Consider the following 24,493-nt stretch of genomic DNA (forward strand, 5'->3'; position numbering starts at 1 on the left):
ATGGAAGAAGGTCTGCGTTTCGCTATTCGCGAAGGCGGCCGTACCGTGGGCGCTGGCGTGGTTGCCAAGATCATTGCTTAATTCTTAGCACAACTGGGAATTAACCATGTCCAAGCAAAAAATCCGCATCCGCCTGAAGGCTTTCGATTACAAGTTGATCGACCAGTCCGCTGCTGAAATCGTTGAAACCGCCAAGCGCACCGGCGCGATTGTCAAGGGCCCCGTGCCCCTGCCAACCCGCATGAAGCGTTTTGACATTCTGCGCTCGCCCCACGTGAACAAGACTTCGCGTGACCAGCTGGAAATCCGCACCCACCAACGCCTGATGGACATTGTCGATCCTACCGACAAGACCGTTGACGCGCTGATGAAGCTGGACCTGGCTGCCGGCGTGGACGTCGAAATCAAACTGCAATAAGGCCTGAAAGCCACACCTGCCGGTGTGGCTGCTTGTCCTTTCTAACGCGAACTTGCCTATTTGGGAAGTTCGCGTTAGAATTTATGGCTTCGTGATCTATACATCCAATTTGCCTGGCATTTTGGTGGTAAGAGGCGAAGTTTTTATTAACCTTCTTTCGTGCCTGTGGCGTCAAACCCAGGGGCAACACCGAGCCAATTGCAGTTTCGGTGGCGGAAGTTTTGGAGCAACAAATGAGTCAAAGCAACTCCCTCGGGTTGCTGGGCCGTAAGGTAGGCATGATGCGCCTGTTCACGGATGACGGCGATGCAGTGCCTGTCACCGTGGTGGATGTGTCTAACAACCGCGTGACCCAGGTCAAAACCCAAGAGAACGACGGCTACGTGGCCCTGCAGGTCACCTTTGGTCAACGCCGCGCTTCGCGCGTGACCAAGCCAGCCGCTGGCCACCTGGCCAAGGCAGGCGTGGAAGCTGGTGAAATCACCCAGGAATTCCGCGTTGAAGCTGACACCGCCGGCAAGTACGCCGCAGGTGCATCCTTGCCAGTGACCGAGATCTTCGCAGTGGGCCAAAAGGTCGACGTGCAAGGTACCTCGATCGGTAAGGGCTACGCCGGTACCATCAAGCGTCACAACTTCAAGTCGCAACGTGCTTCTCACGGTAACAGCCGTTCGCACAATGTTCCCGGCTCGATCGGTATGGCACAAGACCCAGGTCGCGTGTTCCCCGGTAAGCGCATGACCGGTCACATGGGCGATGAGACCGTGACTACCCAGAATCTCGACGTGGTTCGCATCGACGAAGCCCGTCAACTGCTGCTGATCAAGGGCGCAATCCCCGGTTCGAAGAATGGCTTCGTGACCGTGCGTCCTGCTGTCAAGGCAGCTGCTAAAGGAGCGAACTAATGAAGCTCGAACTCCTGAACGAACAAGGTAAGGCAGCCTCCCAAGTGGACGCTCCTGAGACCGTGTTTGGTCGCGATTTCAATGAAGACCTGATTCACCAGATCATCGTTGCTTACCGCGCCAACGGCCGTCAAGGCACACGCGCTCAAAAGGACCGCGAACAAGTCCGTCACACCACCGCCAAGCCTTTCAAACAAAAGGGTACTGGCCGTGCACGTGCTGGTATGTCGTCTTCGCCTCTGTGGCGTGGCGGCGGTCGCATCTTCCCGAATCTGCCTGATGAAAACTTCACGCAGAAGATCAACAAGAAGATGTACCGTGCCGGTATGGCATCCATCTTCTCGCAGCTGGCCCGTGAAGGCCGCCTGGCTGTGGTTGATTCGCTGACGGTTGATTCGCCCAAGACCAAGGTACTGGCTGACAAGTTCAAGTCCATGAACCTGGACTCGGTGATGGTGATCGCCGACGAAGTGGACGAAAACCTGTACCTCGCTTCGCGCAATCTGAAGAATGTGTTCGTGGTTGAGCCACGTTACGCTGATCCAGTGTCGCTGGTGCAATTCAAGAAAGTGCTCGTTACCAAGGGCGCTCTCGACAAACTCAAGGAGATGTTCGCATGAGCCGTGTGAACCCTACTCCCGCCGAACGCAAGTTCGACGAAGGTCGTCTGATGCAAGTGCTGGTTGCTCCTATCGTGTCCGAAAAGGCCACGCTGGTTGCTGAAAAGTCCAACGCTGTGACATTCAAGGTGCTGCAGAACGCCACCAAGCCCGAGATCAAGGCCGCTGTTGAGCTGCTGTTCAAGGTCGAAGTGAAGGGCGTGTCTGTGGTGAACACCAAGGGCAAGACCAAGCGCTTTGGCAAGACCATCGGCCGCCGCGACAACGTGCGCAAGGCTTATGTGCTGCTCAAGCCAGGTCAAGAGCTGAACCTCTCTGGGGAGGCTGCGTAATCATGGCTGTTATTAAGCTCAAACCAACTTCGCCCGGCCAACGCCATGTGGTGAAGGTGACCCGTGGCCATCTGCACAAGGGCGAAGGTTTCGCTCCTCTGCTGGAACCTCAGTTCCAAAAGGCAGGCCGCAACAACAACGGTCACATCACTACCCGTCACAAGGGCGGTGGTCACAAGCACCACTACCGTGTGGTGGACTTCAAGCGCACCAAGGACGGCATCCCCGCCAAGGTGGAACGCATTGAATACGATCCAAACCGTACCGCTCACATCGCTCTGGTGTGCTACGCAGACGGCGAGCGTCGTTATGTGATCGCTCCGCGTAACCTGGAAGTGGGCGCAACCATCATCAGTGGCTCTGAAGCACCGATCCGCGTGGGTAACACCCTGCCGATCCGCAACATCCCTGTGGGTTCGACCATTCACTGCATCGAGCTGAAGATCGGCGCTGGCGCACAAATCGCCCGTTCCGCTGGTACCTCGGCTACCCTGCTGGCTCGCGAAGGCGTCTACGCCCAAGTGCGTATGCGTTCGGGCGAAGTTCGCAAGATCCATATCGAATGCCGTGCAACCATCGGTGAAGTCGCCAACGAAGAACATAGCCTGCGCCAACTGGGCAAGGCCGGTGTCAAGCGTTGGATGGGTATTCGTCCTACCGTTCGCGGTGTGGTGATGAACCCTGTCGATCACCCACACGGTGGTGGTGAAGGCAAGACCGGTGAAGGCCGTCACGCAGTTGACCCATGGGGCAATCTGACGAAGGGCTACCGTACCCGTAACAACAAGCGCACACAGACCATGATCGTGTCGCGCCGTAAGAAGTAAGGGGTAGCAAATGACTCGTTCTCTTAAAAAGGGTCCGTTTGTTGACCATCACTTGCTGGCAAAGGTCGAAAAGGCCATCGCCACCAAGGACAAGAAACCAGTGAAGACCTGGTCGCGTCGCTCCATGGTTCTGCCCGATTTCATCGGTCTGACCATCGCCGTGCACAACGGCAAGCAACACGTACCGGTATATGTAACCGACCAGATGGTGGGCCACAAGCTCGGCGAATTCGCCCTGACGCGCACCTTCAAGGGTCACCCCGCTGATAAAAAAGCGAAACGATAAGGAGTAGACCATGTCTGAAACACGTGCAGTCCTCCGCGGCGTTCGCCTGTCGGTTGACAAAGGCCGTCTGGTTGCGGATCTGATTCGCGGCAAGAAGGTTGACCAAGCTCTGAACATTCTCGAATTCACGCAGAAAAAAGCTGCTGTGATCGTCAAGAAGGTTCTGGAGTCCGCTATCGCCAACGCTGAGCACAACGACGGCGCTGACATCGACGAATTGAAGGTCAAGACCATCTTCGTCGAGCAAGGCACCACGCTCAAGCGTTTTACCGCTCGCGCCAAGGGCCGCGGCAACCGCATCAGCAAGCCTACCTGCCACATTTATGTGACCGTGGGTAACTGAGGCCTAAAGGAAGAACATGGGACAAAAAATCCATCCTACCGGCTTCCGTCTGGCGGTCAGCCGTAACTGGTCTAGCCGCTGGTACGCAAGCAACCGTGATTTCGCCGGCATGCTGGCCGAAGACATCAAGGTTCGTGAGTACCTGAAAGAGAAGCTGAAGAACGCTGCCGTGGCACGCGTTCTGATCGAGCGTCCTGCCAAGAACGCCCGCATCACCATTTACTCGGCGCGTCCTGGTGTGGTGATCGGCAAGAAGGGTGAAGACATCGAGGCCCTGAAGAAGGAACTCGCTGCTCGCCTGGGCGTGCCAGTCGCTGTGAACATCGAAGAAGTGCGCAAGCCTGAAATCGATGCCCAGCTGATCGCTGACTCGATCACCCAGCAGCTCGAAAAGCGTATCCAGTTCCGTCGCGCCATGAAGCGTGCGATGCAGAACGCGATGCGTCTGGGCGCTCAAGGTATCAAGATCATGTCGTCGGGCCGTCTGAACGGTATCGAAATCGCACGTACCGAGTGGTACCGCGAAGGTCGTGTGCCACTGCACACCCTGCGCGCCGACATCGATTACGGCACCTCCGAGGCCAAGACCACCTACGGTGTGATCGGCGTGAAGGTGTGGGTCTACAAGGGTGACACTCTGGGTCGTAACGATCTGCCAGCCGCAGAAACGCCACGTCCTGAAGAAGAGCGTCGTCCACGTGGTCCTCGTCGTGACAACCGCAATGGCGATCGTCCATCGCGTGGCCCTCGTCGCCCCGCTGGTGGTAACACGGCTCCTGCAGACGGCAGCGACAAGCCCGCCGGCGCTGGTGCTGATTCCGTTAAGCGCGTTCGCAAGACTGACGCGCCCGCTACAGCAGCGGACGGTAAAGGAGAATAACTATGCTGCAACCTGCTCGCCGCAAATACCGCAAGGAGCAAAAGGGTCGCAACACTGGTATCGCAACCCGTGGTAACACGGTAGCGTTCGGTGATTTCGGCCTGAAATGCACGGACCGTGGCCGCCTGACGGCCCGCCAGATCGAGGCTGCACGTCGTGCAATCTCCCGTCACGTCAAGCGTGGTGGCCGTATCTGGATCCGCGTGTTCCCTGACAAGCCAATCTCGACCAAGCCAGCCGAAGTCCGTATGGGTAACGGTAAGGGCAACCCAGAGTACTACGTGGCTGAAATTCAGCCCGGTAAGATGGTGTTCGAAATCGTTGGCGTGCCCGAAGAACTGGCCCGCGAAGCGTTCCGCCTGGCTGCTGCCAAGCTGCCGCTGCGCACCACGTTCGTTACCCGTCAGCTTGGCGCTTAAATTCAGGAGAAATCGATATGACGAAAGCTGCTGAACTGCGCCAAAAAGACGTTGCTGGCCTGGAAGCCGAGATCAAGTCCTTGCAAAAGGCTCACTTTGGTCTGCGCATGCAAAAGGCAACGCAACAACTGGGCAACACCGCTACCATCAAGGCTACCCGCCGCGATGTGGCACGTGCCAAGACCATTCTTGCTGAAAAGCAAGCCGCCAAGTAATAGGAGCCGACATGACGGAAGCTAAAAAATCCCTCAAGCGCACCTTGATTGGCAAGGTGGTCAGCGATAAGCGTGAAAAGACCGTGACCGTTCTGGTAGAACGTCGCGTGAAGCACCCCATCTACGACAAGATCATGATCAAGTCCAGCAAGTACCACGCCCACGACGAAAAGGGCGAGTACAACACCGGCGATACGATCGAGATCACCGAGAGCCGTCCGCTCTCCAAGACCAAGAACTGGGTGGCTACCCGCTTGGTGCAAAAGGCTGCTTTGGTTTAAGTCTTTTGCGACTTGCACCAACGTAACTTCAAAAACGACCCACAATCTGTGGGTCGTTTTTTTATGCCCGTTTTGGCCCTCCGGCCGGCGGGATCACTGCCTGATGGGCAATTTACAAGGAGTACACCATGATCAAAGTTGGCGATTCGCTTCCCTCTGCAACCCTGAGCGAGTTTGTGGCGGTCGAGGGCAATGGCTGCAGCCTGGGCCCCAACGCCTTTGATGTGAGCAAGGAAGCGGCTGGCAAGACCATCGCTTTGTTTGCGGTGCCCGGCGCTTTCACGCCGACCTGCTCGGCCAAGCACCTGCCTGGCTACGTGGAAAAGGCAGAAGCCTTCAAGGCCGCCGGTGTGGACGAAATCTGGTGCCTGTCCGTCAATGACGCCTTTGTGATGGGCGCCTGGGGCAAGGACCAGCACACCGAAGGCAAGGTGCGCATGATTGGTGATGGCGACGCCGCCTTTGCCAAGGCCACCGGCCTGACGCTGGACCTCAACGGCAAGGGCCTGGGCCTGCGCAGCAACCGCTACTCCATGCTGGTCAAGGATGGCAAGGTGGTGCAGCTGAACGTGGAAGCCCCTGGCCAGTTCACGGTCAGCGATGCCGACACCATCCTGGCCCAAGCCAAGCAGGGTTAAGGCCACACCGGGCTGCTGTGGTGCCGTAAGGCATCGCAGGGCCTGGCCTGAATGCACAAAGCACGCCTAGGCGTGCTTTTTTGCGGGCTGAGCGTCATGCACAGCGGTCAGGGATGGACGTCTGCCTTGAGGTAGTGCGTGCCAGCGACGGGGTTGTGGTAGTAGGGCGGAATCTCTTCAAAGCCAAAATCGGCATAGAGCGCGCGGGCCGATTCCATGCTGTCCAGCGTGTCGAGCAAGATGCAGTCATAGCCCAGGCGGATGGCGCTGGCCATGGTGTAGTCCACCAGCTGGCGGCCCAGGCCAAAGCCCCGGAAGGCCTTGCGCACATAGAGGCGCTTCATCTCGCAGGCGTTGCTGTAGTCCACATCGTCCATGGGCCGCAGCGCGCAGCAGCCGGCGACCGAGCCTTCCACCAGCGCCAGCACCAGGTCGCCGCGCGGGTCGCCATATTCGCCGGGCAGCTCGGCCAGCTCATCCTCAAAACCCTGGAAGCCCAGATCAATATCCAGTGATTGGGCATATTCCCGAAAGATCTCGCGGGTCACGGCGAGCTCTTCCGGTGTGGTGGGGTGCAGGAACGTTATCTCAGGTCGGTCCACAGCGGCGGCGCTTAGTCAAGGAATGTGCAGTGTAGCGCCCGCACCATCGCAGGCGCCATCGAAAAACCGCCTATCGAGGGCGGTTTTCTTGGGGGGGGTGTTGCAAAGGCTCAGGTCTCTGCCAGCAGCTTGTCGATCAGCTTGTGCAGCTCCTCAAAATTGGGGGCGCCTACATAGCGCTTGACCACCTGGCCCTGCTTGTTCACGACAAAGGTGGTCGGGGTGAGCTGGATGTCGCCCCAGTCCTTGGCAATCTGGCCGGTGTTGTCGATCGCCACCTTGAAGGGCAGCTTGCGCGACTCGGCAAAGTTGACGACATAGCTGGGCGGGTCGTAGTGCATGGCGACCGCCATGGTGTCGTAGCCCCGGTCCTTGTACTTGTCGTAGGTCTTGATGATCTCGGGCATTTCCGCCACGCAGGTGGTGCAGCTGGTGGCCCAGAAGTTCACCAGGGTGACCTTGCCCTTCATGTCGGCCGTCGTCTGGGTGCTGCCGTTGAGCAGCACAAACCGGCTCTCGGGCGCGGCCGCCTGCCCCGTGCCCTGGTAGACAAAGGCACCGATGCCAATCGCCGCAGCGATGGCCAGCGTGGTGAGGACGGTGGTAGTGGTTTTTCGGGACATGGTGCTCGGAGTCAAAGCGGTGCCGAAAGTTCGGCGCTGTGGCCATTATGCGACCAGGGCTGCTGGCGGGCGCAGCGCAGCGGCCATACCTGCGCGTCCCGCTTGACCATCGCAGTGCCGTGCCCATAATGGCCGGATGCCCCTGGCCCCCCGCCTGATCCTCCCCACTGCCTTGTTGCTGGCCGCCTGCAGCCCGGCGCTGAACTGGCGCGTGGTGGCCCTGGCCGATGCGCCACTGGACCTGATGCTGCCCTGCAAGCCCGACCGTGCGGTGCGTGATGTGGCCTGGGGCGCGCAGACCCTGGCCGTATCGATGGTGGGTTGCCAGGCAGGTGGCGCCACCTATGCGCTGGCCCATGTGGCCCTGGCGCAGCCGCAGGACGCGGCCACGGTACTGACGGACTGGCAAAAGGCACTGCACCAGCAGTTGCAGAGGACCGATGCCTGGCAGCCGCTGCCCGGGCAGGCCTTTGTCTTGCCCGGTACGCTGGAGCTACCCCAGGCGCGCCAGCTGCAGTGGCAGGGCCGCGATGGCCAAGGCCAGACGGTGTATGCCAATGCGCGCTGGTTTGCGCGCAGCGAAGGGCCGCAGGTGCGCGTGTACCAGGCGCTGGTGCTGTCACCTGGGCCATTGGCTGCTGAGGCGCTGCAGAGCTTTGTCAAAGGACTGCAGTTGCGCTAGGGTGCGGACCCACCCTGACCCTCGGCTAAGCAACACTACCAATGTTGCAGTGCCGCAAAATCGCTACACTGGGACAGGGTGCGGCTGGGCCAGGAAGGCGGCCAGCCGCGCGCCCTTCACAGAACTTCTTGGTTTTTGATTTGATGAGCAACCGGATATTGTTGATCGCCCATGCACCGCTGGCCCAGGCGCTGGCGCAATGCGCTGCGCATGTGTTCCCCGACAGCGGAGAGCACCTGATGGCGCTGGATGTGCCTGCCAGCGCCGATCCGGTGGCCTGCCTGCAGGAGGCGCAGGCCATGCTCGACCACAGCCACAGCGGCCCGGTGCTGGTGCTGAGCGACGTGTTTGGCGCGACCCCGCATAATATTGCCCAGGAGCTGGCCAAGCGCCGTGCATCCACCCGGCTGGTGGCCGGTGTCAACCTACCGATGCTGCTGCGTGCGCTGTGCTACCGCCAAGAGACGCTCGACAGCCTCGTGGCCCGGGCCATTGCAGGGGGCAGCCAGGGCATCATGCAGGTGACGCAGAACACGCCACAGAACCAAAATATCCGAGCACATGATCAAGACCGCAGTCACCATCAGCAATAAATTGGGCCTGCATGCCCGCGCGTCGGCCAAACTCACCAAGCTCGCTGGCAGCTTTGCCTGCGAGGTCTGGATCACGCGGGGTGAGCGCCGCGTCAATGCCAAAAGCATCATGGGCGTGATGATGCTGGCCGCCGGCATTGGCACCGAGGTCAGCATCGAGACCGACGGCGCCGATGAACAGCAGGCGATGGACGCCTTGCTGGCCCTCATCAACGACAAGTTCGGCGAAGGCGAGTAAGGCGCGGCCTGGCGCCTGCAGCGGCGCGGGCTCGCTTTTCGGATCAGGAGCCGCGCACAGGCACCACGGACCAGGCACTACGCACCCGGCACTACGCACCCGGCACGCCGCTGCCGGCCGGTGCTGGTAGGTTGCCGATGCGGGCACTGGCATGCGCTGCTGCGCTTTACCTGAATGCCCGCCTTTCCCCGCGCTTTACCAGCCCCCGAGCTTGTACAGTCTTCTGAGACAGGCGTATAAATCAGCTTGGCGCAACAGCGCGCCAGCGAAGAGGAAGTTCCGCATGACATTTGCCATCCATGGAATCGCAGTGGCCCGGGGGATTGCCATTGGCCGGGCCGTCATGGCGGCGTCCAGCCACCTGGAGGTGACCCATTACCTGATCGAGCCCGACCAGGTGGCGCGTGAGATAGAGCGTGTGCGCAAAGGCCGGCTGGCGGTGATCGAAGAGCTGCAGCGCCTGCGTGGCGACCTGGGGGTCGATGCGCCGCAGGAGCTTGAGCCGCTCTTGGATGTGCACCTGATGCTGGTGCAGGACGACATGCTGTCCTCGGGTGTGCGCCAGCTGATCAGCGAGCGCCTCTACAACGCCGAATGGGCGCTGACCGCGCAGCTGGAGCTGCTGTGCCGCCAGTTCGACGAGATGGACGACGAGTACCTGCGTGAGCGCAAAGGCGACCTCGAGCAGGTGGTCGAGCGCGTGCTGCGCCATATGCGCGGCGTCTCCAGCCCGGTGGCGGCGCCGGTCAGCACGCCGCTGGGCGTGCAGGAGGGGCAGCACGACTGGGTGGCCGATGAGCGCGATGCGCCGATGGTGCTGATCGCCAATGACCTCTCGCCCGCCGACATGCTGCAGTTCAAGCAAAGCGTGTTTGCCGGCTTTGTCACGGCGGTGGGCGGCAAGACCAGCCACACCGCCATCGTCGCGCGCAGCATGGATATTCCGGCCGTCGTGGGTGCCCGCACGGCCAGCCAGCTGATCCGCGCCGATGACTGGGTCATCATCGACGGCGATGCCGGCGAGGTGATTGTCGACCCCTCGCCGATCCTGCTGGAGGAGTACCGCTTCAAGCAGCGCCAGATGCGCCTGGAACGCGAGCGCCTCTCGCGCCTGCGCGATACGCCGTCCATCACCATCGATGGCGAGCGCATCGAGCTGCTGGCCAATATCGAGCAGCCCGGCGATGGCCCGGCGGCGGTGAAAGCCGGTGCCGTGGGCGTGGGCCTGTTCCGCACCGAGTTTCTCTTCATGGGCCGGGGCGGCAAGGTACCCGATGAAGAAGAGCAGTACCGCGCCTACCGCGAGGCGCTCGAAGGCATGCAGGGCATGCCGGTGACGATCCGCACGCTCGACGTGGGCGCCGACAAGCCGCTGGACAAGGCCCAGCCCAAGGACTACTACCTCAACCCGGCGCTGGGTTTGCGCGCCATCCGCTTCAGCCTGGCTGATCCGGACATGTTCCGCACCCAGCTGCGCGCCATCTTGCGCGCAGCAGCGCATGGCCCGGTGCAATTGCTGTTTCCGATGCTCGCCCATGTCAGCGAGATCAAGCAGACCCTGGCACTGGTCGAGCAAGCCTCGCAGGAGCTGCGCGAGCGCAATGTGCCCCAGGGTTTGGTCAAGCTCGGCGCGATGGTCGAGATACCGGCCGCAGCGCTGACGGTGCGCACCTTTTTGAAGTACTTCGATTTCCTCTCGATCGGCACCAACGACCTGATCCAGTACACCTTGGCGATCGACCGGGCCGATGAGGCGGTGTCGCAGCTCTACGACCCCTTCCACCCCGCCGTGCTGCGCCTGGTGGCCGAGGTCATCCAGGCGGCGAACGCCGCCGGCAAGGATGTCTGCGTCTGCGGCGAGATGGCCGGCGATACCGCGATGACCCGCTTGCTGCTGGGCCTGGGCCTGCGCAGCTTTTCGATGCAGCCCGCGCAGATCCTGGCCATCAAGCAGCAGGTGCTGCGGGCCGACACGCGGCGCCTGGTGGGCTGGGCCCAGCAAGTGATTGCGTCAGAAGATCCGGCTGGCGTGCTGGAGAGTTAAAGGCCTCGGCCCCGACTCATTCTGTGGGCGTGCGAAAGCGGCTGCGGTACTGGCCCGGCGTGGTGCCCAGCTGGCGGCGAAACGCGCGCTGCAGCGTGTCGGTGGTGTTGAAGCCGCAGGTCTGGGCCACCCGCTCCAGCGGGGCATCGGTGGCTTCGAGCTGCTGGCGGGCCGCCTCCACCCGCGCCGCTTCCAGGTAGGCGGCCGGCGTCATGCCCAGCTCGGTCTTGAAGATACGGGCCAGCTGCCGGTCGCTCACATGCATCTGCTCGGCCAGGTCGGGCATCGACAGCGGCTGGCCCAGGTGCTCGGCGATGTACTGGCGCAGCTTGTCCATGCGGCGTGTGCTCGACAGCGGCTCGAGCATCACGCTGAACTGGCTCTGGCCGCCGGGGCGCTTCAGGAACATCACCAGCTGGCGCGCCACACGCGTCGCCAGCGTATTGCCAAAATCCTCGGCCACCAGGGCCAGCGCCAGGTCCAGGCAGGTGGTCAGGCCCGCTCCGGTCCAGATGCGGCCCTGCTGGATGTAGATGCGGTCGGCATCCACGCGGATGTCCGGGTGGTCCTGGGCCAGCTGCGCGGCGGTGGACCAGTGTGTCGTGGCCTCCTTGCCGCTGAGCAGGCCGGCGGCTGCCAGGATATGCGCGCCGACGCAGACCGAGGCCACGCGCCGGGACTGGCCCGCCAGCGTCTGCACCCACTGCACGACGGCCGGATCGGCCAGCGCCTGCACGCGGCCCTGGGCATCGGTGTTGACCGAGCCCGGCACGATCAAGGTGTCAATGGCCTGGTGCTGCAGGCTGGAGAGGCGTATGTCGGGCAGCACGCGCACGCCCGCAGCCGTGGTGACGGGCTCGAGCGACTCGGCCGCCAGCAGCACCTGGTAGCCGCAGGGCGCGTCCATCTCGCGCTGCAGCAGCGCAAACACCTCGGGCGGGCCGCTGATGTCGAGCAGGTCAACCCGGTCAAACAACACGATCACCATCAAGCGTTCAGGGTGCGGCATGCGTTCTTTCATTCGAGGCCGGTGTCGGTTTCTGCGGCAAAGACGGCATTGTCCGCTGCGGGGGCTGTCCCTAAGATGCCTCCATGCCGCCACCACTGCCGGTGGCAGCAACCTCCTAACAAGGCAAGCACCATGCATACCCGCACTTTACGCGAACTCAACCAACTCGACGCCAAGCCCGCCGTCCTGGCCCAGTCGACCCTGATTCTGGTGGACTACCAGAACACCTACACCCGGGGCGTGATGGCGCTCGAAGGCTGGGAGCCGGCGCTGGACGCCGCATCCCGCCTGCTGGCCCAGGCCCGCGCTGTGGGCGCCAAGGTGATCCATGTGCAGCACGATGGCGGCGAGGGCTCACCCTATGACATCCGCGCCGAGATCGGCCAGATCCATGCCAGCGTGGCGCCGCAAGCCGGGGAGCCCGTCGTTGTCAAGACGGCCCCCAACTCCTTCCACAACACCGACCTGGCCCAGCAGGTCGAGGCTGCGGGCAACGAGCAGCTGGTGATCATCGGCTTCATGAGCCATATGTGCGTGACCTTCACTGCCGAAGGCGCCTTCCTGCGCGGCAAACGTGCCACCGTCGTGGCCAATGCCTGCGCTACCCGGCCACTGCAATCGGCCGCCGGCGCGGTCTCTGCCGCGCAGTTGCACCAAAGCGCGATGGCCACAATTGGTGATCTGTATGCGGTGGTGGTGGGCAGCAGCGCGGCGCTGGGATAAAACTGTCCTTCCGTCGCACACGCCCAAGCAAAAAGGCTGCTCCTGTTCGTCAGGGGCAGCCTTTTTGTCGAGGGCGCTCAGTGTTTAGACGCCTGCAGCGTGTGCCTGCTGGTCAGCGTGGTAGCTCGAGCGCACCATCGCACCCACGGCGGCGTGGGTGAAGCCCATCTTGTAGGCTTCTTCTTCAAACATCTTGAAGGTGTCGGGGTGCACATAGCGGCGCACAGGCAGATGGCTGTTCGAGGGCGCCAGGTACTGGCCAATGGTCAGCATGTCGATGTTGTGGGCGCGCATGTCGCGCATCACCTGCAGGATTTCCTCGTCCGTCTCGCCCAGGCCCACCATGATGCCGCTCTTGGTTGGCACCGTGGGGTGCAGGTCCTTGAACTTCTTGAGCAGGTTCAGGCTGAACTGGTAGTCGGAGCCGGGGCGCGCTTCCTTGTACAGGCGCGGTGCGGTTTCCAGGTTGTGGTTCATCACATCGGGCGGGGCGGCCTTGAGGATTTCCAGCGCGCGGTCATCGCGGCCGCGGAAGTCCGGCACCAGGATCTCGATCTGGGTTGTGGGCGAGAGCTCGCGGATGTTCTTGATGCACTCGACAAAGTGGCCCGAGCCACCGTCGCGCAGGTCATCGCGGTCGACGCTGGTGATCACCACGTACTTGAGGCGCAGCGCGGCAATGGTGCGTGCCAGGTTCAGCGGCTCGTTCAGATCGAGCGGGTCGGGGCGGCCATGGCCCACGTCGCAGAACGGGCAGCGGCGCGTGCACTTGTCACCCATGATCATGAAGGTCGCCGTGCCCTTGCCAAAGCACTCGCCGATGTTGGGGCAGCTGGCCTCTTCACAGACGGTGTGCAGATTGTTCTGGCGCAGGATGTCCTTGATCTCGTAGAAACGGGTCGTGGGGCTGCCGGCCTTGACGCGGATCCAATCGGGCTTTTTCAGCACCTCGGCTTGCTGGACCTTGACGGGGATGCGCGCCAGTTTGGCGGCCGCCTTTTGCTTGGCCAGCGGGTTGTAGGTGGCAGCGGACTGTGCTTCGCGCACGACTTCATTGGTGCTCATGATGCTCACTTTAGTTGTTTCACCGCGTTCTGTGCGAGAGGCACGCACAAACCCGGAGGGGCCGTAGGCTCTGAGCAAGAACGGCCCGAGGCTGCTGCGCCGCCCCTTAGTGGGGAATAGGGCGTGCGCTGCGGCACCCGCTTATGCAGAACCGGCAGTCGCCAAGCGGGAGGACAACTCGCGCGCCAAGGTCTTGGCCACGTCCTCCCAGTCGGCGTTAACCCCAATTGTAGAAAGATCGACGGTTTGCAGCCCGGCATAACCGCAAGGGTTGATGCGGTGGTAGGGTTCCAGGTCCATCTTTACATTCAGGGCCACACCATGGTAGCTGCAGTGGCGGCTGATCTTGATGCCCAGCGCGGCAATCTTGCCCAGGCCGTCAAACACCGGCGCGGCTGCGGGACTGGCGCCATCGCGCTGCACCGGGCGCTGGGCCAGCATCGCGTGAGAGAAGGGGTCATCGAGGCGCACATAGATGCCCGGGGCCCCTGCCACGCGGTGGCCGGTCACGCCCAGGGAGGCCAGGGTGCGGATCACGGCTTCTTCAATGCGGAACACATATTCTTTGACGAAGTAGCCGGCGCGCTGCAGATCGATCAGCGGGTAAGCGACCACTTGCCCCGGGCCATGGTAGGTGACCTGGCCGCCCCGGTTGGTTTGCACCACCGGAATGTCGCCTGTATGCAACAGATGGCTGGGCAGGCCCGCAATGCCCTGGGTGAAAGTGGCCGCATGCTCACAAATCCATAGCTCATCGGGCGTTTGCGGCGTGCGCTGCGCAGTGAATTGCTGCATGGCTTGCAGCGTGGGCTCGTAATCGGCCTGGCCAAGAAAGCGGGTCTGCATGGCGAAAAGCGGCCACCAAGGGCCGGCAAGGTTCACAAAGGTGACAACAAGGCCCGCTTACAGTACGACCTTGACCAGGGGGCTGGAGGTGAGCGCACGGTAGAGGTTGTCCAGCTGTTCGCGGCTGGTGGCCGTCACGGTGATGGTGACGCCCAGGTACTTGTCGCCGCTGCTGGGGCGCAACTCTATCTTGCTGGCATCAAAGAAGGGGTCGTGTTCCTTGGCGATGGCGGTGACCGCGTGGACAAAGCCGTCCTGATTGAGCCCCATCACTTTAATCGGAAAGTCTGAGGGGTATTCGATCAGGGAATCTTTGCGAGGATCGGTGCCGGAATCGCTGGGGTCTGCAGCAGGTGTATTGGTGCTCATTTTGCTATTAAAACAGAAGCTTGCAAGTGATGTGCCATCAGACGATAAGCCATCTTCCTGGTGTGGAATTTGTCGGATACAACTGACGCCAAAAGGGGCTGTAGGGAGGCTTGTGTGCCGCAAAAAAACAGACGCGCAACAAAACGCTTCCCGTTTGCAACGGGTTTATCCTTATAATCGCAGGCTTTGGCTAGGTTGTTCTGCCCGGGAGCCAACACTATGACAACAAATGCTCCACAAGAAGAACATGTGGCCGAAGAATCGGACTTCAAGCCCCTGACTGCACAAGAAGCAGCAGAGTGGCGCCAGCGCCATCCGCCGGTATCGGTGGTGCGTGTGGTGAAGTGGCAGCTGGTCGTCGGGGTGGTGCTCACCGTGTTGGTGGGTCTGGTGACGCAGCGGGCCGGATGGATGTGGTCGGTGGCATACGGTGCGGCGGCGGTGGTGATTCCTGCTGCCTTTTTTGCACGTGGATTGCGGCTGCATCTGGGGGCTGGGCAAGAGAATCTTGCGATGGTCCGGTTCTTTGGTTTGGAGATCGCAAAATTGGTGCTGACCGTGGTGCTGCTACTGCTGGCGCCACTGGTGGTGCCGGGACTCAACTGGTTGGCGCTGGTGTTGGGTCTGGTTGTAGTGATGAAGACGTACTGGTTGGCGCTTTGGCTGCTGACCAGATCTGCAAAAATTTTGTAATTGAGAAGAAGAGTTGTCCGATGGCCGCAGAAGCGAATGCACCCACTGCAAGTGAATACATCGTTCACCACTTGCAGCATCTTCAGAATATCAAGCAAAAGTCGATCATCGATTTCTCGGTGGTCAACCTTGATTCGATCTCAGTGAGCGTGATCTTGGGCGTGCTGGGCATCTTCGTGATGTGGCTGGCCGCGCGCACGGCCACCTCCGGCGTGCCTGGTCGTTTCCAGGCCGCAGTCGAGATGCTGGTCGAGATGGTGGATAACCAGGCCAAGGCCAATATCCACAATGCCCAATCGCGCAAGTTCATCGCTCCTCTGGCGCTCACCGTCTTCGTCTGGATTTTCCTGATGAACGCGATGGACATGCTGCCGGTCGACTTGCTGCCGCTGCTGTGGCAAGGTGCCACCGGTGACCACCACGCTTATCTGCGTGTCGTGCCTACCGCCGATCTGTCGACCACCCTGGGTCTGTCGACGGCCGTGCTGATCCTGTGCCTGTACTACAGCGTAAAGATCAAGGGTCTGGGCGGCTGGGCGCACGAACTGGTGTCCGCACCCTTTGGTACCAGCAAGAATCCTGTCTTTGCCGTGATCCTCGGCATCGTCAACCTGCTGATGCAGATTATTGAATACGTTGCCAAGACGGTGTCGCACGGTATGCGACTGTTCGGCAACATGTACGCTGGTGAGTTGGTGTTCATGCTGATTGCCCTGATGGGTGGCGCAGCCGCTATGTCGCTCTCTGGTGTGTTGCTCCCCGTGGGGCACATCATTGCAGGCACGATCTGGGCGATCTTCCACATTCTGGTGATTACTCTGCAGGCCTTCATTTTCATGATGCTGACGCTGATTTACCTCGGCCAGGCACATGAAGCTCACTAACTGTTCCCTTTCCTTTTTCTCTTAACCTTTCTTTTTTTTCTCAGGAGTCATCATGGAAAACGTTCTCGGTCTCGTCGCTCTGGCTTGTGGTCTGATTGTTGGTCTGGGCGCTATCGGCGCTTCGATCGGTATTGCTCTGATGGGCGGCAAGTTCCTGGAATCGTCGGCACGTCAGCCTGAGCTGATCAACGAACTGCAAACCAAGATGTTCATCTTGGCTGGTCTGATCGACGCTGCATTCCTGATCGGTGTTGCTATCGCTCTGCTGTTCGCTTTCGCCAACCCATTCCAACTGGCCTAAGCTCCGATCAACGCCGTAGATAGAAAGGTGTTGCCGTGAGTATTAACGCGACCCTGTTCGTTCAGGCCATTGTCTTCTTGATTCTGGTGCTCTTCACGATGAAATTCGTGTGGCCACCTATTGCCAAGGCGTTGGATGAGCGAGCAAAGAAAATCGCCGATGGTCTTGCTGCTGCCGATAAGGCAAAGTCCGAGTTGACAGCTGTGAACAAGCGCGTTGAGGAAGAACTTTCCGCAACCCGCAATGAGACAGCGTCGCGTATCGCGGACGCAGACCGTCGTGCCCAAGCAATCGTAGAAGAGGCCAAGGCCCGTGCTACCGAAGAAGGCAACAAGATCATTGCCGCCGCTCGTGCAGATGCCGAGCAGCAAGTGATCCAGGCGCGCGAATCGCTGCGCGAGCAAGTTGCAGCTTTGGCTGTCAAGGGTGCTGAGCAGATTCTCCGCAAGGAAGTCAATCCTGCGGTACACAGTGATTTGCTCAATCGCCTGAAGACTGAGCTGTAAGGAAGCAACGAAATGGCAGAACTCGCCACCATTGCCCGTCCTTACGCTGAAGCCTTGTTCAAGGCCTGCACCGACAAAGGTGCCGGCTTGAGCGACGCCCTGTCTTGGACGGACGAACTGGCGGCGATTGCCGCCGATCCGGAAATGCGCCTGCTGGCCGACAATCCCAACGTCACCAACGAACAGGTGATCGATGTGATGGCCGGTGTGACGCTGGCACGCGGTTGGGCCTTGTCAGACCTGGCGCGCAACTTCCTGCGCACGGTGGTGGAAAACCGCCGTCTGGATGCGCTGCCTGAAGTGGCCTCGCAATTTCGCGCGCTGGTGAACCGTAACAACGGTTCGTCGGATGCGCTGGTGTACAGCGCCTTCCCCATGGATGACTCCGCATTGAATGCGCTGGGCACCGTGCTGGAAAAACGCTTTGGCCGCCCACTGAATCTGAGCACCACCGTGGACGAGTCGCTGATTGGCGGCGTTCGCGTTGTGGTGGGTGACGAGGTGCTTGACACCTCGGTCAAGGCCCGTCTGGAACAAATGAAAGCAACCCTCACTGCGTAATGCAGTTCGAGGATTCGGCTAAACCATGAAAAGGAGTGAGTAATGCAACTCAATCCCGCAGAAATTTCTGAACTGATCAAGAGCCGCATTGAGGGTCTGTCAGGCAATTCCGATATCCGTAACCAAGGTACGGTGGTGTCGGTGACCGACGGTATCGTGCGCGTGCACGGCCTGTCCGATGTGATGGCCGGCGAAATGCTGGAATTCCCAGCTACCGCCGACGGTCAACCTTCCTTCGGTCTGGCTCTGAACCTGGAGCGTGACTCTGTTGGCGCCGTGATCTTGGGTGAGTACACCCACATCTCGGAAGGCGACATCGTCAAGTGCACCGGCCGTATTCTGGAAGTGCCCGTGGGCCCAGAACTGGTGGGTCGCGTGGTGAACGCACTGGGCCAGCCAATCGACGGCAAGGGTCCTATCAACGCCAAGATGACCGACGTGATCGAAAAGGTTGCGCCTGGTGTTATCGCCCGTCAATCCGTGGACCAGCCCCTGCAATCGGGTATCAAGTCCATCGACGCGATGGTGCCCGTGGGCCGTGGCCAGCGCGAGCTGATCATTGGTGACCGCCAGACCGGCAAGACCGCTGTCGCGATCGACGCCATCATCAACCAAAAGGGCCAAGGCGTTACCTGCGTGTACGTGGCTATTGGTCAGAAGGCTTCGTCGGTCAAGAACGTGGTGCGTGCGCTGGAGCAAGCCGGCGCGATGGAATACACCATCGTCGTGGCCGCTACCGCTTCTGAATCCGCTGCTATGCAGTACGTGTCGGCCTACTCGGGTTGCACGATGGGTGAGTACTTCCGCGACCGTGGCCAAGACGCCCTGATCGTGTATGACGACCTGTCCAAGCAAGCGGTGGCTTACCGCCAAGTGTCGCTGCTGCTGCGCCGTCCACCAGGCCGCGAAGCGTTCCCTGGCGACGTGTTCTATCTCCACAGCCGCCTGCTCGAGCGCGCAGCCCGCGTGAACGCGGACTACGTGGAAGCCTTCACCAAGGGTGAAGTCAAGGGCAAGACGGGTTCGCTGACGGCTCTGCCTATCATCGAAACCCAAGCGGGTGACGTGTCGGCCTTCGTGCCTACCAACGTGATCTCGATCACCGACGGCCAGATCTTCCTGGAAACCAGCCTGTTCAACGCCGGTATCCGTCCCGCTATCAACGCCGGTATCTCGGTGTCCCGCGTGGGTGGTTCCGCTCAGACCAAGCTGATCAAGGGCCTGTCCGGCGGTATCCGTACCGACCTGGCGCAGTACCGTGAACTGGCTGCTTTCGCACAGTTCGCTTCTGACCTGGACGATGCAACCCGCAAGCAACTGGACCGCGGTGCCCGCGTGACCGAGCTGCTCAAGCAAGCCCAGTACAGCCCTCTGCCTGTCGCTCTGATGGCTTCGTCGCTGTTTGCCGTGAACAAGGGTTTCATGGACGACATCGAAGTCAAGAAGGTTCTGTCCTTTGAATCGGGTCTGCACCAGTTCCTCAAGACCAGCTACGGCGCCTTGGTGGACCGTCTGAACGAGAAGAAGGCTTTCGACAAGGAAGGCAAGGACGAAGCTGAACTGACTGCAGCCATCACTGCATTCAAGAAGTCCTTCGCTTAATCCGGTCGAGGAGTCATCATGGCAGCAGGCAAGGAAATACGCGGCAAGATCAAATCGGTGGAAAACACCAAGAAGATCACCAAGGCCATGGAAATGGTTGCCGCATCCAAAATGCGCAAGGCGCAGGAGCGGATGCAGGCAGCCCGTCCATACAGCGAGAAGATTCGCGCAATTGCAGCTCACCTGAGCCAGGCAAACCCCGAATATGTCCACCCCTTCATGGTGTCGAATGACGTCAAGAAGGTGGGCGTGATCGTGGTGACGACTGACAAGGGCCTGTGCGGCGGCATGAACACCAATGTGCTGCGTGCCGTGACGAACAAGCTCAAGGAACTGCAATCTGCGGGTGTCAGCACGGAGGCCGTGGCCATTGGCAGCAAGGGTCTGGGCTTTCTGACGCGCGTCGGTGTCAAGGTGGTGGCCAACGCTACCGCCCTGGGCGATACGCCGCATCTGGATGCGCTGATCGGCCCGGCCAAGGTTTTGCTCGACCAGTACGCTGAGGGCAAGCTGAGCGCGGTCTATTTGTGCTACACCAAGTTCATCAATACGATGAAGCAGGACTCGGTTGTGGAGCAGTTGCTGCCCCTGTCGCAAGAAGCGATCCAGGGCTCGGCACCGGCTGCATCCCACGGCTGGGACTATATCTACGAGCCCGATGCGCAAAGTGTGATCGACGAGCTGCTCGTGCGTTATGCGGAGTCGCTGATCTATTCGGCCGTTGCAGACAACATGGCTTCCGAGCAGTCTGCACGCATGGTGGCCATGAAGGCCGCTACCGACAACGCCGGCAACGTCATCAACGAGTTGAAGCTGATCTACAACAAGACGCGTCAGGCTGCGATTACGACCGAGTTGTCGGAAATCGTCGCAGGCGCCGCGGCTGTGTAATACAGCTCGACTGAAATCAATATTGGAGCAACAAATGGCTCAAGTACAAGGCAAGATTGTTCAATGTATCGGTGCGGTGGTGGACGTTGAGTTCCCCCATGGCAGCGTGCCTAACGTGTATGACGCACTGAAGCTCGAAGGCACCGCCCTGACGCTGGAAGTGCAGCAGCAGCTGGGCGACGGCGTGGTGCGTACCATTGCGCTGGGCTCGTCGGACGGTATCAAGCGTGGCCTGATGGTCACCAACACCGGCAAGGCGATCACCGTGCCCGTGGGCAAGGCAACCCTTGGCCGCATCATGGACGTGCTGGGTAACCCCATCGACGAACGCGGTCCTGTGGACCAGTCGTTGACCGCTTCCATCCACCGCAAGGCGCCCGCTTATGACGAGCTGGCCCCTGCACAGGAACTGCTGGAAACCGGCATCAAGGTGATTGACCTGGTGTGCCCGTTCGCCAAGGGCGGTAAGGTCGGTCTGTTCGGTGGTGCCGGTGTGGGCAAGACCGTGAACATGATGGAGCTCATCAACAACATCGCCAAGGCGCACAGCGGTCTGTCCGTGTTCGCCGGCGTGGGTGAGCGTACCCGTGAAGGTAACGACTTCTACCACGAAATGTCGGACGCCGGTGTGGTGAACCAGGAGTCGCTGAACGACTCGAAGGTTGCCATGGTGTACGGCCAGATGAACGAGCCACCAGGAAACCGTCTGCGCGTTGCGCTGACCGGCCTGACCATGGCTGAAGCGTTCCGTGACGAAGGCAAGGACGTGCTGTTCTTCGTGGACAACATCTACCGCTACACGCTGGCCGGTACCGAAGTGTCCGCACTGCTGGGCCGTATGCCTTCGGCTGTGGGCTACCAGCCTACGCTGGCCGAAGAAATGGGCCGTCTGCAAGAGCGTATCACCTCGACCAAGGTGGGTTCGATCACCTCGATCCAGGCCGTGTACGTGCCAGCGGACGATTACACCGATCCATCGCCAGCAACGACCTTCGCCCACTTGGACTCCACCGTGGCGCTGTCGCGTGACATCGCTTCGCTGGGTATCTACCCTGCGGTGGACCCACTGGCTTCGACCAGCCGCCAGCTGGACCCCCAAGTGGTGGGTGAAGAGCACTACTCGGTAGCCCGCCAAGTGCAGGGTACCCTGCAGCGCTACACCGAACTGCGCGACATCATTGCGATTCTGGGTATGGACGAACTGGCTCCCGAAGACAAGCTCGTCGTGGCCCGCGCTCGCAAGATCCAGCGTTTCCTGTCGCAGCCTTTCCACGTTGCTGAAGTGTTCACGGGCGCTCCAGGCAAGTACGTGCCGCTGTCGGAAACCATCCGCGGCTTCAAGATGATCGTCAACGGCGAGTGCGACCACCTGCCCGAGCAAGCCTTCTACATGGTTGGCACGATCGACGAAGCCATCGAGAAGGCGAAGAAGATCTAAGCTTTGCAGAACGGGCTGCCGCACGCAGCCCGGCTCGCAAACTAGTTTCTTTTTCACTCTGAGGATCAAAGATGAACACCTTCCACGTTGATGTGGTCAGTGCTGAAGAATCCATCTTCTCCGGCGAAGCCCGCTTTGTGGCTTTGCCTGGTGAAATGGGCGAACTCGGTATCTACGCCCGCCACACGCCGTTGATCACCCGCATCAAGCCGGGTTCGGTGCGCATTGAGAAGGCCGACGGCGGCGAAGAGTTCATCTTCGTGGCTGGTGGCATTCTCGAAGTGCAACCCGACTGCGTGACCGTGCTGTCCGACACCGCTGTGCGCGGCAAGGACCTGGACGAGCAAAAAGCGGTTGAAGCCAAGCAAAAGGCTGAAGAAGCCCTCAAGAACGCCAAGGGCGAGCTTGACCTGGCCAAGGCCCAATCCGAGCTGTCCGTCATGGCCGCCCAGATTGCCGCCCTGCAAAAATACCGCAAGAAGCGCTGATCCGCTGTTTGCGCAACTGCCACAGGAAAACCACCGCATGCGGTGGTTTTTTTACGCCCGTAGCGGATGGGTCGGAGTGGAGCCGGTCTGCAGCACCTGCTGCATATGAATGGTTTGCCACAGCGGGTCGGCATCCTGGTGCAGGCTGACAAAGCCCTGGCGCTGCCAGAAGGTTTGCGCGTCCGGCAAAAAAGGATGCGTGTGCAGGTAGAGCCGCTGCACACCCTGCTGCAGTGCCCGCTGCCGCAGCTGCGCGAACAGTGCGCCAGCCAGGCCTTGGCGGCGCCAGGCCGGATCCACATACAGGCGCACCACCTCGGCGGTGCCTGCGCTGGGCACGGCCAGGTGGGCAAAGCGCTCGTCATAGGGGCGGTAGGCAATGCTGCCGATGATGCGGTCGCCCTGCCAGGCCGCCAGCATGCAGCCGCCGGGCGATGCATAGACCGAGGCAAAGTCGCGCAGATCGGCCTGCGGCGTGCTGGTATCGACCCGATCGCCAAACATGGCCTGGCGCGCCGCCTGCAAAAAGGCCGCCACCGGCGCGAGATGCTGAACGCGGCGGATGCCGTATGCGCTGGGTGTAGTGGGTGGGTGGTTCATGGCCATCAAACGGCCTGCAGCTTAGCATGCAGGCCCTGTAAATCGGCTACAGTACAGCCACTTTGGTTTCGCAAGAACATGCGCACGGCAGGGTGCCGGGGCATGAGGGAATCCAGGGAGCGCGAGCCGGCAGCCAGCGCCCCAAACGGAACTGCCCCCGCAACTGTAGGCCGCGAGCAGGCCATCCATGCGCCACTGAACTGCGGTTCGGGAAGGCGATGGTCTGCGCAGACCGGCCAGTCAGGAGACCTGCCAAGGTCATGCATTCACAAGCCACTGGCAAGCCCCCGGTTTGCACAGAGAAACAGGCATGCCACCGGTTGTGCGCGCTGCAAGGCGAACGACGCAAACGCCGGTGCGGCAAACCCATTCATGGCGGATGTGCGTGTGTTTTGATCATGACCGGCGGGGTGTCCGGGCGGTGAGCAGCGTCTCGTCTGCGCAAGGCTGTCCTGGCTCCACCGGGCAGCAGCCCGCACCGGATCGGCTCGCACGGCCCGCATGCCCAGCCTCTACCTGGAGAGACGATTCCGATGCCTGTTCGCCGTTTTGCTCTGCCTGCCCTGTTGGCTGCCTGTGTATTCATGCCGCTGTCCGCCTGGGCCGCCCCTTATCCGATGCAGCTGCACAACTGCGGCTACGAGGTCTCTCTCAAGCAGGCGCCCGCGTCGGTCGTCACCATCGGCCAGGCCGGCACCGAGATGCTGTATGCGCTGGGTCTGGGCGACAAGCTGGTGGGCACCTCGCTGTGGTTCAACGCCGTGCTGCCCCAGTTCAAGGCCATCAATGACAAGGTGCCACGCCTGGCGGACAACGACCCGAGCTTTGAGTCGGTGATCGGCAAACGCCCGGCGCTGGTGGTGTCGCAGTTCGAGTGGATGGTCGGCAAGGACGGCGTCGTGGGCACGCGCGAGCAGTTCCATGACCTGGGCATTGCCACCTATGCGATGCCCTCCGACTGCGAAGGCAAGAACAACCTCAAGGGCGCCGATGGCACCCGCACCGCGGCCTACGATGTGCAGGCGCTCTACAAGAGCATCACCCAACTGGCGCAGCTGTTTGATGTGCAGCCCCAGGGTGAGCGCCTGGTCAAGGACCTGCGCGAGCGCCAGGCCAAGGCGGTCGCCAAGGTCCAGGCCGCGCAGCAGCCCCATCTGACGGCTGCGCTGTGGTTCTCCAGCGCCGATCTGGCCATCGACCCCTACATGGCGGGCAAGAACGGGGTTGCCGGCTACATGCTGCAGACCTTGGGCCTGCGCAATATCGTCGACTCGTCCGAAGAGTGGCCCACCGTGGGTTGGGAAACCATTGCCAAGGCCAATCCATCGATCCTGGTGATCGCCCGCATGGACCGCCGCCGCTTCCCTGCGGACGACTACCAAAAGAAGCTGGAGTTCTTGAAGAAGGACCCGGTCACCCAGCACATGGATGCGGTCAAGAACAACCGCATCGTCATTGTCGATGCCGATGCGCTGCAAGGCTCGATCCGCCTGGTCGATGGCATGGAGCAGATCAGCGATGCGGTACGCAAGCTCGGCCCGGCGGCCGCGCGTTGATCAGCCGCTGATGCA

Annotated in this window: 34 protein-coding genes, 1 pseudogene and 1 riboswitch; of the genes and pseudogenes, 28 read left to right on the plus strand and 7 right to left on the minus strand. The window is 61.0% G+C overall.

The annotated features are described in order from the left end of the window. The 13 genes and pseudogenes from WH303_RS23105 to WH303_RS23165 form a co-directional block, all read left to right on the plus strand. Positions 1 to 81: pseudogene (locus WH303_RS23105) on the plus strand (EF-Tu/IF-2/RF-3 family GTPase); the annotation flags it as partial. Between the two features lie 25 nt (positions 82 to 106). After that, complete coding sequence (gene rpsJ / locus WH303_RS23110) at positions 107 to 418, plus strand: 30S ribosomal protein S10 (RefSeq protein ID WP_021025591.1); 312 nt, start codon at positions 107 to 109, stop codon at positions 416 to 418. Between the two features lie 233 nt (positions 419 to 651). Next, a complete protein-coding gene (gene rplC / locus WH303_RS23115) occupies positions 652 to 1,323 on the plus strand; it encodes a 50S ribosomal protein L3 (protein ID WP_021025592.1) in 672 nt (223 codons plus the stop codon). Further along, entirely contained in the window at positions 1,323 to 1,943 is a 621-nt protein-coding gene (rplD, locus tag WH303_RS23120; protein WP_021025593.1) for a 50S ribosomal protein L4, read from the plus strand. Before rplC ends, rplD begins: the two co-directional genes overlap by 1 nt. Further along, entirely contained in the window at positions 1,940 to 2,275 is a 336-nt protein-coding gene (gene rplW / locus WH303_RS23125) for a 50S ribosomal protein L23 (RefSeq protein ID WP_021025594.1), read from the plus strand. Before rplD ends, rplW begins: the two co-directional genes overlap by 4 nt. A gap of 2 nt (positions 2,276 to 2,277) precedes the next feature. Further along, complete coding sequence (gene rplB / locus WH303_RS23130) at positions 2,278 to 3,102, plus strand: 50S ribosomal protein L2 (protein ID WP_021025595.1); 825 nt, start codon at positions 2,278 to 2,280, stop codon at positions 3,100 to 3,102. 10 nt (positions 3,103 to 3,112) lie between these two features. Continuing rightward, the gene (gene rpsS / locus WH303_RS23135) at positions 3,113 to 3,388 is read left to right on the plus strand and encodes a 30S ribosomal protein S19 (protein ID WP_027010580.1); all 276 of its coding nucleotides are present in this window, start codon (positions 3,113 to 3,115) and stop codon (positions 3,386 to 3,388) included. A gap of 10 nt (positions 3,389 to 3,398) precedes the next feature. Next, a complete protein-coding gene (gene rplV / locus WH303_RS23140) occupies positions 3,399 to 3,731 on the plus strand; it encodes a 50S ribosomal protein L22 (protein ID WP_021025597.1) in 333 nt (110 codons plus the stop codon). A 16-nt stretch (positions 3,732 to 3,747) separates the two neighbouring features. Then, positions 3,748 to 4,611, plus strand: coding sequence for a 30S ribosomal protein S3 (gene rpsC / locus WH303_RS23145; protein WP_021025598.1), 864 nt, complete (start codon positions 3,748 to 3,750; stop codon positions 4,609 to 4,611). Between the two features lie 2 nt (positions 4,612 to 4,613). Continuing rightward, entirely contained in the window at positions 4,614 to 5,030 is a 417-nt protein-coding gene (rplP, locus tag WH303_RS23150; RefSeq protein WP_021025599.1) for a 50S ribosomal protein L16, read from the plus strand. 17 nt (positions 5,031 to 5,047) lie between these two features. Beyond that, a complete protein-coding gene (rpmC, locus tag WH303_RS23155) occupies positions 5,048 to 5,245 on the plus strand; it encodes a 50S ribosomal protein L29 (protein ID WP_021025600.1) in 198 nt (65 codons plus the stop codon). A gap of 11 nt (positions 5,246 to 5,256) precedes the next feature. Then, positions 5,257 to 5,526, plus strand: a complete 270-nt coding sequence (rpsQ, locus tag WH303_RS23160) for a 30S ribosomal protein S17 (RefSeq protein WP_021025601.1) — start codon at positions 5,257 to 5,259, stop codon at positions 5,524 to 5,526. 128 nt (positions 5,527 to 5,654) lie between these two features. Continuing rightward, positions 5,655 to 6,164: a peroxiredoxin gene (locus WH303_RS23165; RefSeq protein ID WP_339521253.1), complete on the plus strand. Its 510-nt coding sequence runs from the start codon at positions 5,655 to 5,657 to the stop codon at positions 6,162 to 6,164. Positions 6,165 to 6,271: 107 nt separating this feature from the next. Here WH303_RS23165 and WH303_RS23170 read toward each other — a convergent pair whose 3' ends face one another. Next, positions 6,272 to 6,766 carry a GNAT family N-acetyltransferase gene (locus tag WH303_RS23170; protein ID WP_021025603.1) on the minus strand — a complete coding sequence of 165 codons (495 nt, stop codon included), beginning with the start codon at positions 6,764 to 6,766 and terminating at the stop codon, positions 6,272 to 6,274. A gap of 110 nt (positions 6,767 to 6,876) precedes the next feature. Next, positions 6,877 to 7,389, minus strand: coding sequence for a TlpA family protein disulfide reductase (locus WH303_RS23175; protein ID WP_052329777.1), 513 nt, complete (start codon positions 7,387 to 7,389; stop codon positions 6,877 to 6,879). 136 nt (positions 7,390 to 7,525) lie between these two features. On the opposite strand from WH303_RS23175, the gene WH303_RS23180 reads away from it, so the two are divergent. The 4 genes from WH303_RS23180 (at position 7,526) to ptsP (ending at position 10,946) form a co-directional block, all read left to right on the plus strand. After that, entirely contained in the window at positions 7,526 to 8,071 is a 546-nt protein-coding gene (locus tag WH303_RS23180) for a hypothetical protein (RefSeq protein ID WP_339521254.1), read from the plus strand. Between the two features lie 143 nt (positions 8,072 to 8,214). Then, a complete protein-coding gene (locus tag WH303_RS23185) occupies positions 8,215 to 8,664 on the plus strand; it encodes a PTS sugar transporter subunit IIA (protein ID WP_021025605.1) in 450 nt (149 codons plus the stop codon). After that, a complete protein-coding gene (locus tag WH303_RS23190) occupies positions 8,633 to 8,902 on the plus strand; it encodes an HPr family phosphocarrier protein (protein ID WP_027010583.1) in 270 nt (89 codons plus the stop codon). The genes WH303_RS23185 and WH303_RS23190 overlap by 32 nt, the downstream gene beginning before the upstream one ends. Before the next feature lie 283 nt (positions 8,903 to 9,185). After that, on the plus strand, positions 9,186 to 10,946 hold the full coding sequence (gene ptsP / locus WH303_RS23195; protein ID WP_021025607.1) for a phosphoenolpyruvate--protein phosphotransferase: 1,761 nt from the start codon (positions 9,186 to 9,188) through the stop codon (positions 10,944 to 10,946). Between the two features lie 16 nt (positions 10,947 to 10,962). Here ptsP and WH303_RS23200 read toward each other — a convergent pair whose 3' ends face one another. After that, complete coding sequence (locus WH303_RS23200) at positions 10,963 to 11,955, minus strand: GlxA family transcriptional regulator (RefSeq protein ID WP_339521255.1); 993 nt, start codon at positions 11,953 to 11,955, stop codon at positions 10,963 to 10,965. A 132-nt stretch (positions 11,956 to 12,087) separates the two neighbouring features. On the opposite strand from WH303_RS23200, the gene WH303_RS23205 reads away from it, so the two are divergent. After that, positions 12,088 to 12,678, plus strand: coding sequence for a cysteine hydrolase family protein (locus WH303_RS23205; RefSeq protein ID WP_339521256.1), 591 nt, complete (start codon positions 12,088 to 12,090; stop codon positions 12,676 to 12,678). An 84-nt stretch (positions 12,679 to 12,762) separates the two neighbouring features. Here the strand turns inward: WH303_RS23205 and lipA are convergent, their stop codons facing one another. From lipA to WH303_RS23220, 3 genes are all read right to left on the minus strand, one after another. Then, positions 12,763 to 13,743: a lipoyl synthase gene (lipA, locus tag WH303_RS23210; protein ID WP_021025610.1), complete on the minus strand. Its 981-nt coding sequence runs from the start codon at positions 13,741 to 13,743 to the stop codon at positions 12,763 to 12,765. Between the two features lie 141 nt (positions 13,744 to 13,884). Next, on the minus strand, positions 13,885 to 14,589 hold the full coding sequence (lipB, locus tag WH303_RS23215; RefSeq protein WP_339521257.1) for a lipoyl(octanoyl) transferase LipB: 705 nt from the start codon (positions 14,587 to 14,589) through the stop codon (positions 13,885 to 13,887). Positions 14,590 to 14,646: 57 nt separating this feature from the next. After that, entirely contained in the window at positions 14,647 to 14,958 is a 312-nt protein-coding gene (locus WH303_RS23220) for a YbeD family protein (RefSeq protein ID WP_021025612.1), read from the minus strand. A 219-nt stretch (positions 14,959 to 15,177) separates the two neighbouring features. On the opposite strand from WH303_RS23220, the gene WH303_RS23225 reads away from it, so the two are divergent. The 9 genes from WH303_RS23225 (at position 15,178) to WH303_RS23265 (ending at position 22,322) form a co-directional block, all read left to right on the plus strand. Continuing rightward, on the plus strand, positions 15,178 to 15,651 hold the full coding sequence (locus WH303_RS23225; RefSeq protein ID WP_021025613.1) for an ATP synthase subunit I: 474 nt from the start codon (positions 15,178 to 15,180) through the stop codon (positions 15,649 to 15,651). Positions 15,652 to 15,671: 20 nt separating this feature from the next. Next, positions 15,672 to 16,535, plus strand: a complete 864-nt coding sequence (gene atpB / locus WH303_RS23230) for a F0F1 ATP synthase subunit A (RefSeq protein ID WP_021025614.1) — start codon at positions 15,672 to 15,674, stop codon at positions 16,533 to 16,535. 52 nt (positions 16,536 to 16,587) lie between these two features. Next, positions 16,588 to 16,836, plus strand: a complete 249-nt coding sequence (gene atpE / locus WH303_RS23235) for a F0F1 ATP synthase subunit C (RefSeq protein WP_021025615.1) — start codon at positions 16,588 to 16,590, stop codon at positions 16,834 to 16,836. A 35-nt stretch (positions 16,837 to 16,871) separates the two neighbouring features. Next, a complete protein-coding gene (locus WH303_RS23240) occupies positions 16,872 to 17,342 on the plus strand; it encodes a F0F1 ATP synthase subunit B (protein ID WP_021025616.1) in 471 nt (156 codons plus the stop codon). Between the two features lie 12 nt (positions 17,343 to 17,354). Continuing rightward, positions 17,355 to 17,903 (plus strand): F0F1 ATP synthase subunit delta, encoded by a 549-nt coding sequence (locus tag WH303_RS23245; RefSeq protein WP_312988806.1) that lies wholly within the window; start codon positions 17,355 to 17,357, stop codon positions 17,901 to 17,903. Between the two features lie 42 nt (positions 17,904 to 17,945). After that, the gene (atpA, locus tag WH303_RS23250) at positions 17,946 to 19,505 is read left to right on the plus strand and encodes a F0F1 ATP synthase subunit alpha (protein ID WP_021025618.1); all 1,560 of its coding nucleotides are present in this window, start codon (positions 17,946 to 17,948) and stop codon (positions 19,503 to 19,505) included. Between the two features lie 18 nt (positions 19,506 to 19,523). After that, a complete protein-coding gene (gene atpG / locus WH303_RS23255; RefSeq protein ID WP_021025619.1) occupies positions 19,524 to 20,396 on the plus strand; it encodes a F0F1 ATP synthase subunit gamma in 873 nt (290 codons plus the stop codon). A gap of 34 nt (positions 20,397 to 20,430) precedes the next feature. Next, complete coding sequence (gene atpD, locus WH303_RS23260) at positions 20,431 to 21,834, plus strand: F0F1 ATP synthase subunit beta (protein WP_021025620.1); 1,404 nt, start codon at positions 20,431 to 20,433, stop codon at positions 21,832 to 21,834. Positions 21,835 to 21,905: 71 nt separating this feature from the next. Beyond that, positions 21,906 to 22,322: a F0F1 ATP synthase subunit epsilon gene (locus tag WH303_RS23265; RefSeq protein WP_021025621.1), complete on the plus strand. Its 417-nt coding sequence runs from the start codon at positions 21,906 to 21,908 to the stop codon at positions 22,320 to 22,322. A gap of 51 nt (positions 22,323 to 22,373) precedes the next feature. Here the strand turns inward: WH303_RS23265 and WH303_RS23270 are convergent, their stop codons facing one another. Next, positions 22,374 to 22,922, minus strand: a complete 549-nt coding sequence (locus WH303_RS23270) for a GNAT family N-acetyltransferase (RefSeq protein ID WP_339521258.1) — start codon at positions 22,920 to 22,922, stop codon at positions 22,374 to 22,376. Between the two features lie 46 nt (positions 22,923 to 22,968). Further along, a riboswitch (cobalamin riboswitch) is annotated at positions 22,969 to 23,193 on the plus strand. Positions 23,194 to 23,506: 313 nt separating this feature from the next. On the opposite strand from WH303_RS23270, the gene WH303_RS23275 reads away from it, so the two are divergent. After that, positions 23,507 to 24,478 carry an ABC transporter substrate-binding protein gene (locus tag WH303_RS23275; RefSeq protein WP_339521259.1) on the plus strand — a complete coding sequence of 324 codons (972 nt, stop codon included), beginning with the start codon at positions 23,507 to 23,509 and terminating at the stop codon, positions 24,476 to 24,478. Positions 24,479 to 24,493 lie beyond the last annotated feature (15 nt).

This window comes from Comamonas sp. MYb69 (genome assembly GCF_037479315.1).
In the GTDB taxonomy this organism is placed as follows: Bacteria; Pseudomonadota; Gammaproteobacteria; order Burkholderiales; family Burkholderiaceae_C; genus Comamonas.

What these genes read in the sequence shown, in the direction of transcription:
- WH303_RS23165 (WP_339521253.1), top strand. Translation starts at nt 5,655, where the DNA reads ATGATCAAAGTTGGCGATTCGCTTCCCTCTGCAACCCTGAGCGAGTTT.
- rplD (WP_021025593.1), top strand. Translation starts at nt 1,323, where the DNA reads ATGAAGCTCGAACTCCTGAACGAACAAGGTAAGGCAGCCTCCCAAGTG.
- rplV (WP_021025597.1), top strand. Translation starts at nt 3,399, where the DNA reads ATGTCTGAAACACGTGCAGTCCTCCGCGGCGTTCGCCTGTCGGTTGAC.
- rplC (WP_021025592.1), top strand. Translation starts at nt 652, where the DNA reads ATGAGTCAAAGCAACTCCCTCGGGTTGCTGGGCCGTAAGGTAGGCATG.
- atpG (WP_021025619.1), top strand. Translation starts at nt 19,524, where the DNA reads ATGGCAGCAGGCAAGGAAATACGCGGCAAGATCAAATCGGTGGAAAAC.
- WH303_RS23275 (WP_339521259.1), top strand. Translation starts at nt 23,507, where the DNA reads ATGCCGCTGTCCGCCTGGGCCGCCCCTTATCCGATGCAGCTGCACAAC.
- WH303_RS23270 (WP_339521258.1), bottom strand. Translation starts at nt 22,922, where the DNA reads ATGAACCACCCACCCACTACACCCAGCGCATACGGCATCCGCCGCGTT.
- WH303_RS23175 (WP_052329777.1), bottom strand. Translation starts at nt 7,389, where the DNA reads ATGTCCCGAAAAACCACTACCACCGTCCTCACCACGCTGGCCATCGCT.
- rpsS (WP_027010580.1), top strand. Translation starts at nt 3,113, where the DNA reads ATGACTCGTTCTCTTAAAAAGGGTCCGTTTGTTGACCATCACTTGCTG.
- atpB (WP_021025614.1), top strand. Translation starts at nt 15,672, where the DNA reads ATGGCCGCAGAAGCGAATGCACCCACTGCAAGTGAATACATCGTTCAC.
- lipB (WP_339521257.1), bottom strand. Translation starts at nt 14,589, where the DNA reads ATGCAGACCCGCTTTCTTGGCCAGGCCGATTACGAGCCCACGCTGCAA.
- WH303_RS23200 (WP_339521255.1), bottom strand. Translation starts at nt 11,955, where the DNA reads ATGCCGCACCCTGAACGCTTGATGGTGATCGTGTTGTTTGACCGGGTT.
- ptsP (WP_021025607.1), top strand. Translation starts at nt 9,186, where the DNA reads ATGACATTTGCCATCCATGGAATCGCAGTGGCCCGGGGGATTGCCATT.
- rplB (WP_021025595.1), top strand. Translation starts at nt 2,278, where the DNA reads ATGGCTGTTATTAAGCTCAAACCAACTTCGCCCGGCCAACGCCATGTG.
- rplW (WP_021025594.1), top strand. Translation starts at nt 1,940, where the DNA reads ATGAGCCGTGTGAACCCTACTCCCGCCGAACGCAAGTTCGACGAAGGT.
- rpsC (WP_021025598.1), top strand. Translation starts at nt 3,748, where the DNA reads ATGGGACAAAAAATCCATCCTACCGGCTTCCGTCTGGCGGTCAGCCGT.
- WH303_RS23205 (WP_339521256.1), top strand. Translation starts at nt 12,088, where the DNA reads ATGCATACCCGCACTTTACGCGAACTCAACCAACTCGACGCCAAGCCC.
- WH303_RS23180 (WP_339521254.1), top strand. Translation starts at nt 7,526, where the DNA reads ATGCCCCTGGCCCCCCGCCTGATCCTCCCCACTGCCTTGTTGCTGGCC.
- rpsJ (WP_021025591.1), top strand. Translation starts at nt 107, where the DNA reads ATGTCCAAGCAAAAAATCCGCATCCGCCTGAAGGCTTTCGATTACAAG.
- atpD (WP_021025620.1), top strand. Translation starts at nt 20,431, where the DNA reads ATGGCTCAAGTACAAGGCAAGATTGTTCAATGTATCGGTGCGGTGGTG.
- WH303_RS23225 (WP_021025613.1), top strand. Translation starts at nt 15,178, where the DNA reads ATGACAACAAATGCTCCACAAGAAGAACATGTGGCCGAAGAATCGGAC.
- WH303_RS23220 (WP_021025612.1), bottom strand. Translation starts at nt 14,958, where the DNA reads ATGAGCACCAATACACCTGCTGCAGACCCCAGCGATTCCGGCACCGAT.
- WH303_RS23245 (WP_312988806.1), top strand. Translation starts at nt 17,355, where the DNA reads ATGGCAGAACTCGCCACCATTGCCCGTCCTTACGCTGAAGCCTTGTTC.
- atpA (WP_021025618.1), top strand. Translation starts at nt 17,946, where the DNA reads ATGCAACTCAATCCCGCAGAAATTTCTGAACTGATCAAGAGCCGCATT.
- rpsQ (WP_021025601.1), top strand. Translation starts at nt 5,257, where the DNA reads ATGACGGAAGCTAAAAAATCCCTCAAGCGCACCTTGATTGGCAAGGTG.
- atpE (WP_021025615.1), top strand. Translation starts at nt 16,588, where the DNA reads ATGGAAAACGTTCTCGGTCTCGTCGCTCTGGCTTGTGGTCTGATTGTT.
- WH303_RS23190 (WP_027010583.1), top strand. Translation starts at nt 8,633, where the DNA reads ATGATCAAGACCGCAGTCACCATCAGCAATAAATTGGGCCTGCATGCC.
- rplP (WP_021025599.1), top strand. Translation starts at nt 4,614, where the DNA reads ATGCTGCAACCTGCTCGCCGCAAATACCGCAAGGAGCAAAAGGGTCGC.
- rpmC (WP_021025600.1), top strand. Translation starts at nt 5,048, where the DNA reads ATGACGAAAGCTGCTGAACTGCGCCAAAAAGACGTTGCTGGCCTGGAA.
- WH303_RS23185 (WP_021025605.1), top strand. Translation starts at nt 8,215, where the DNA reads ATGAGCAACCGGATATTGTTGATCGCCCATGCACCGCTGGCCCAGGCG.
- lipA (WP_021025610.1), bottom strand. Translation starts at nt 13,743, where the DNA reads ATGAGCACCAATGAAGTCGTGCGCGAAGCACAGTCCGCTGCCACCTAC.
- WH303_RS23265 (WP_021025621.1), top strand. Translation starts at nt 21,906, where the DNA reads ATGAACACCTTCCACGTTGATGTGGTCAGTGCTGAAGAATCCATCTTC.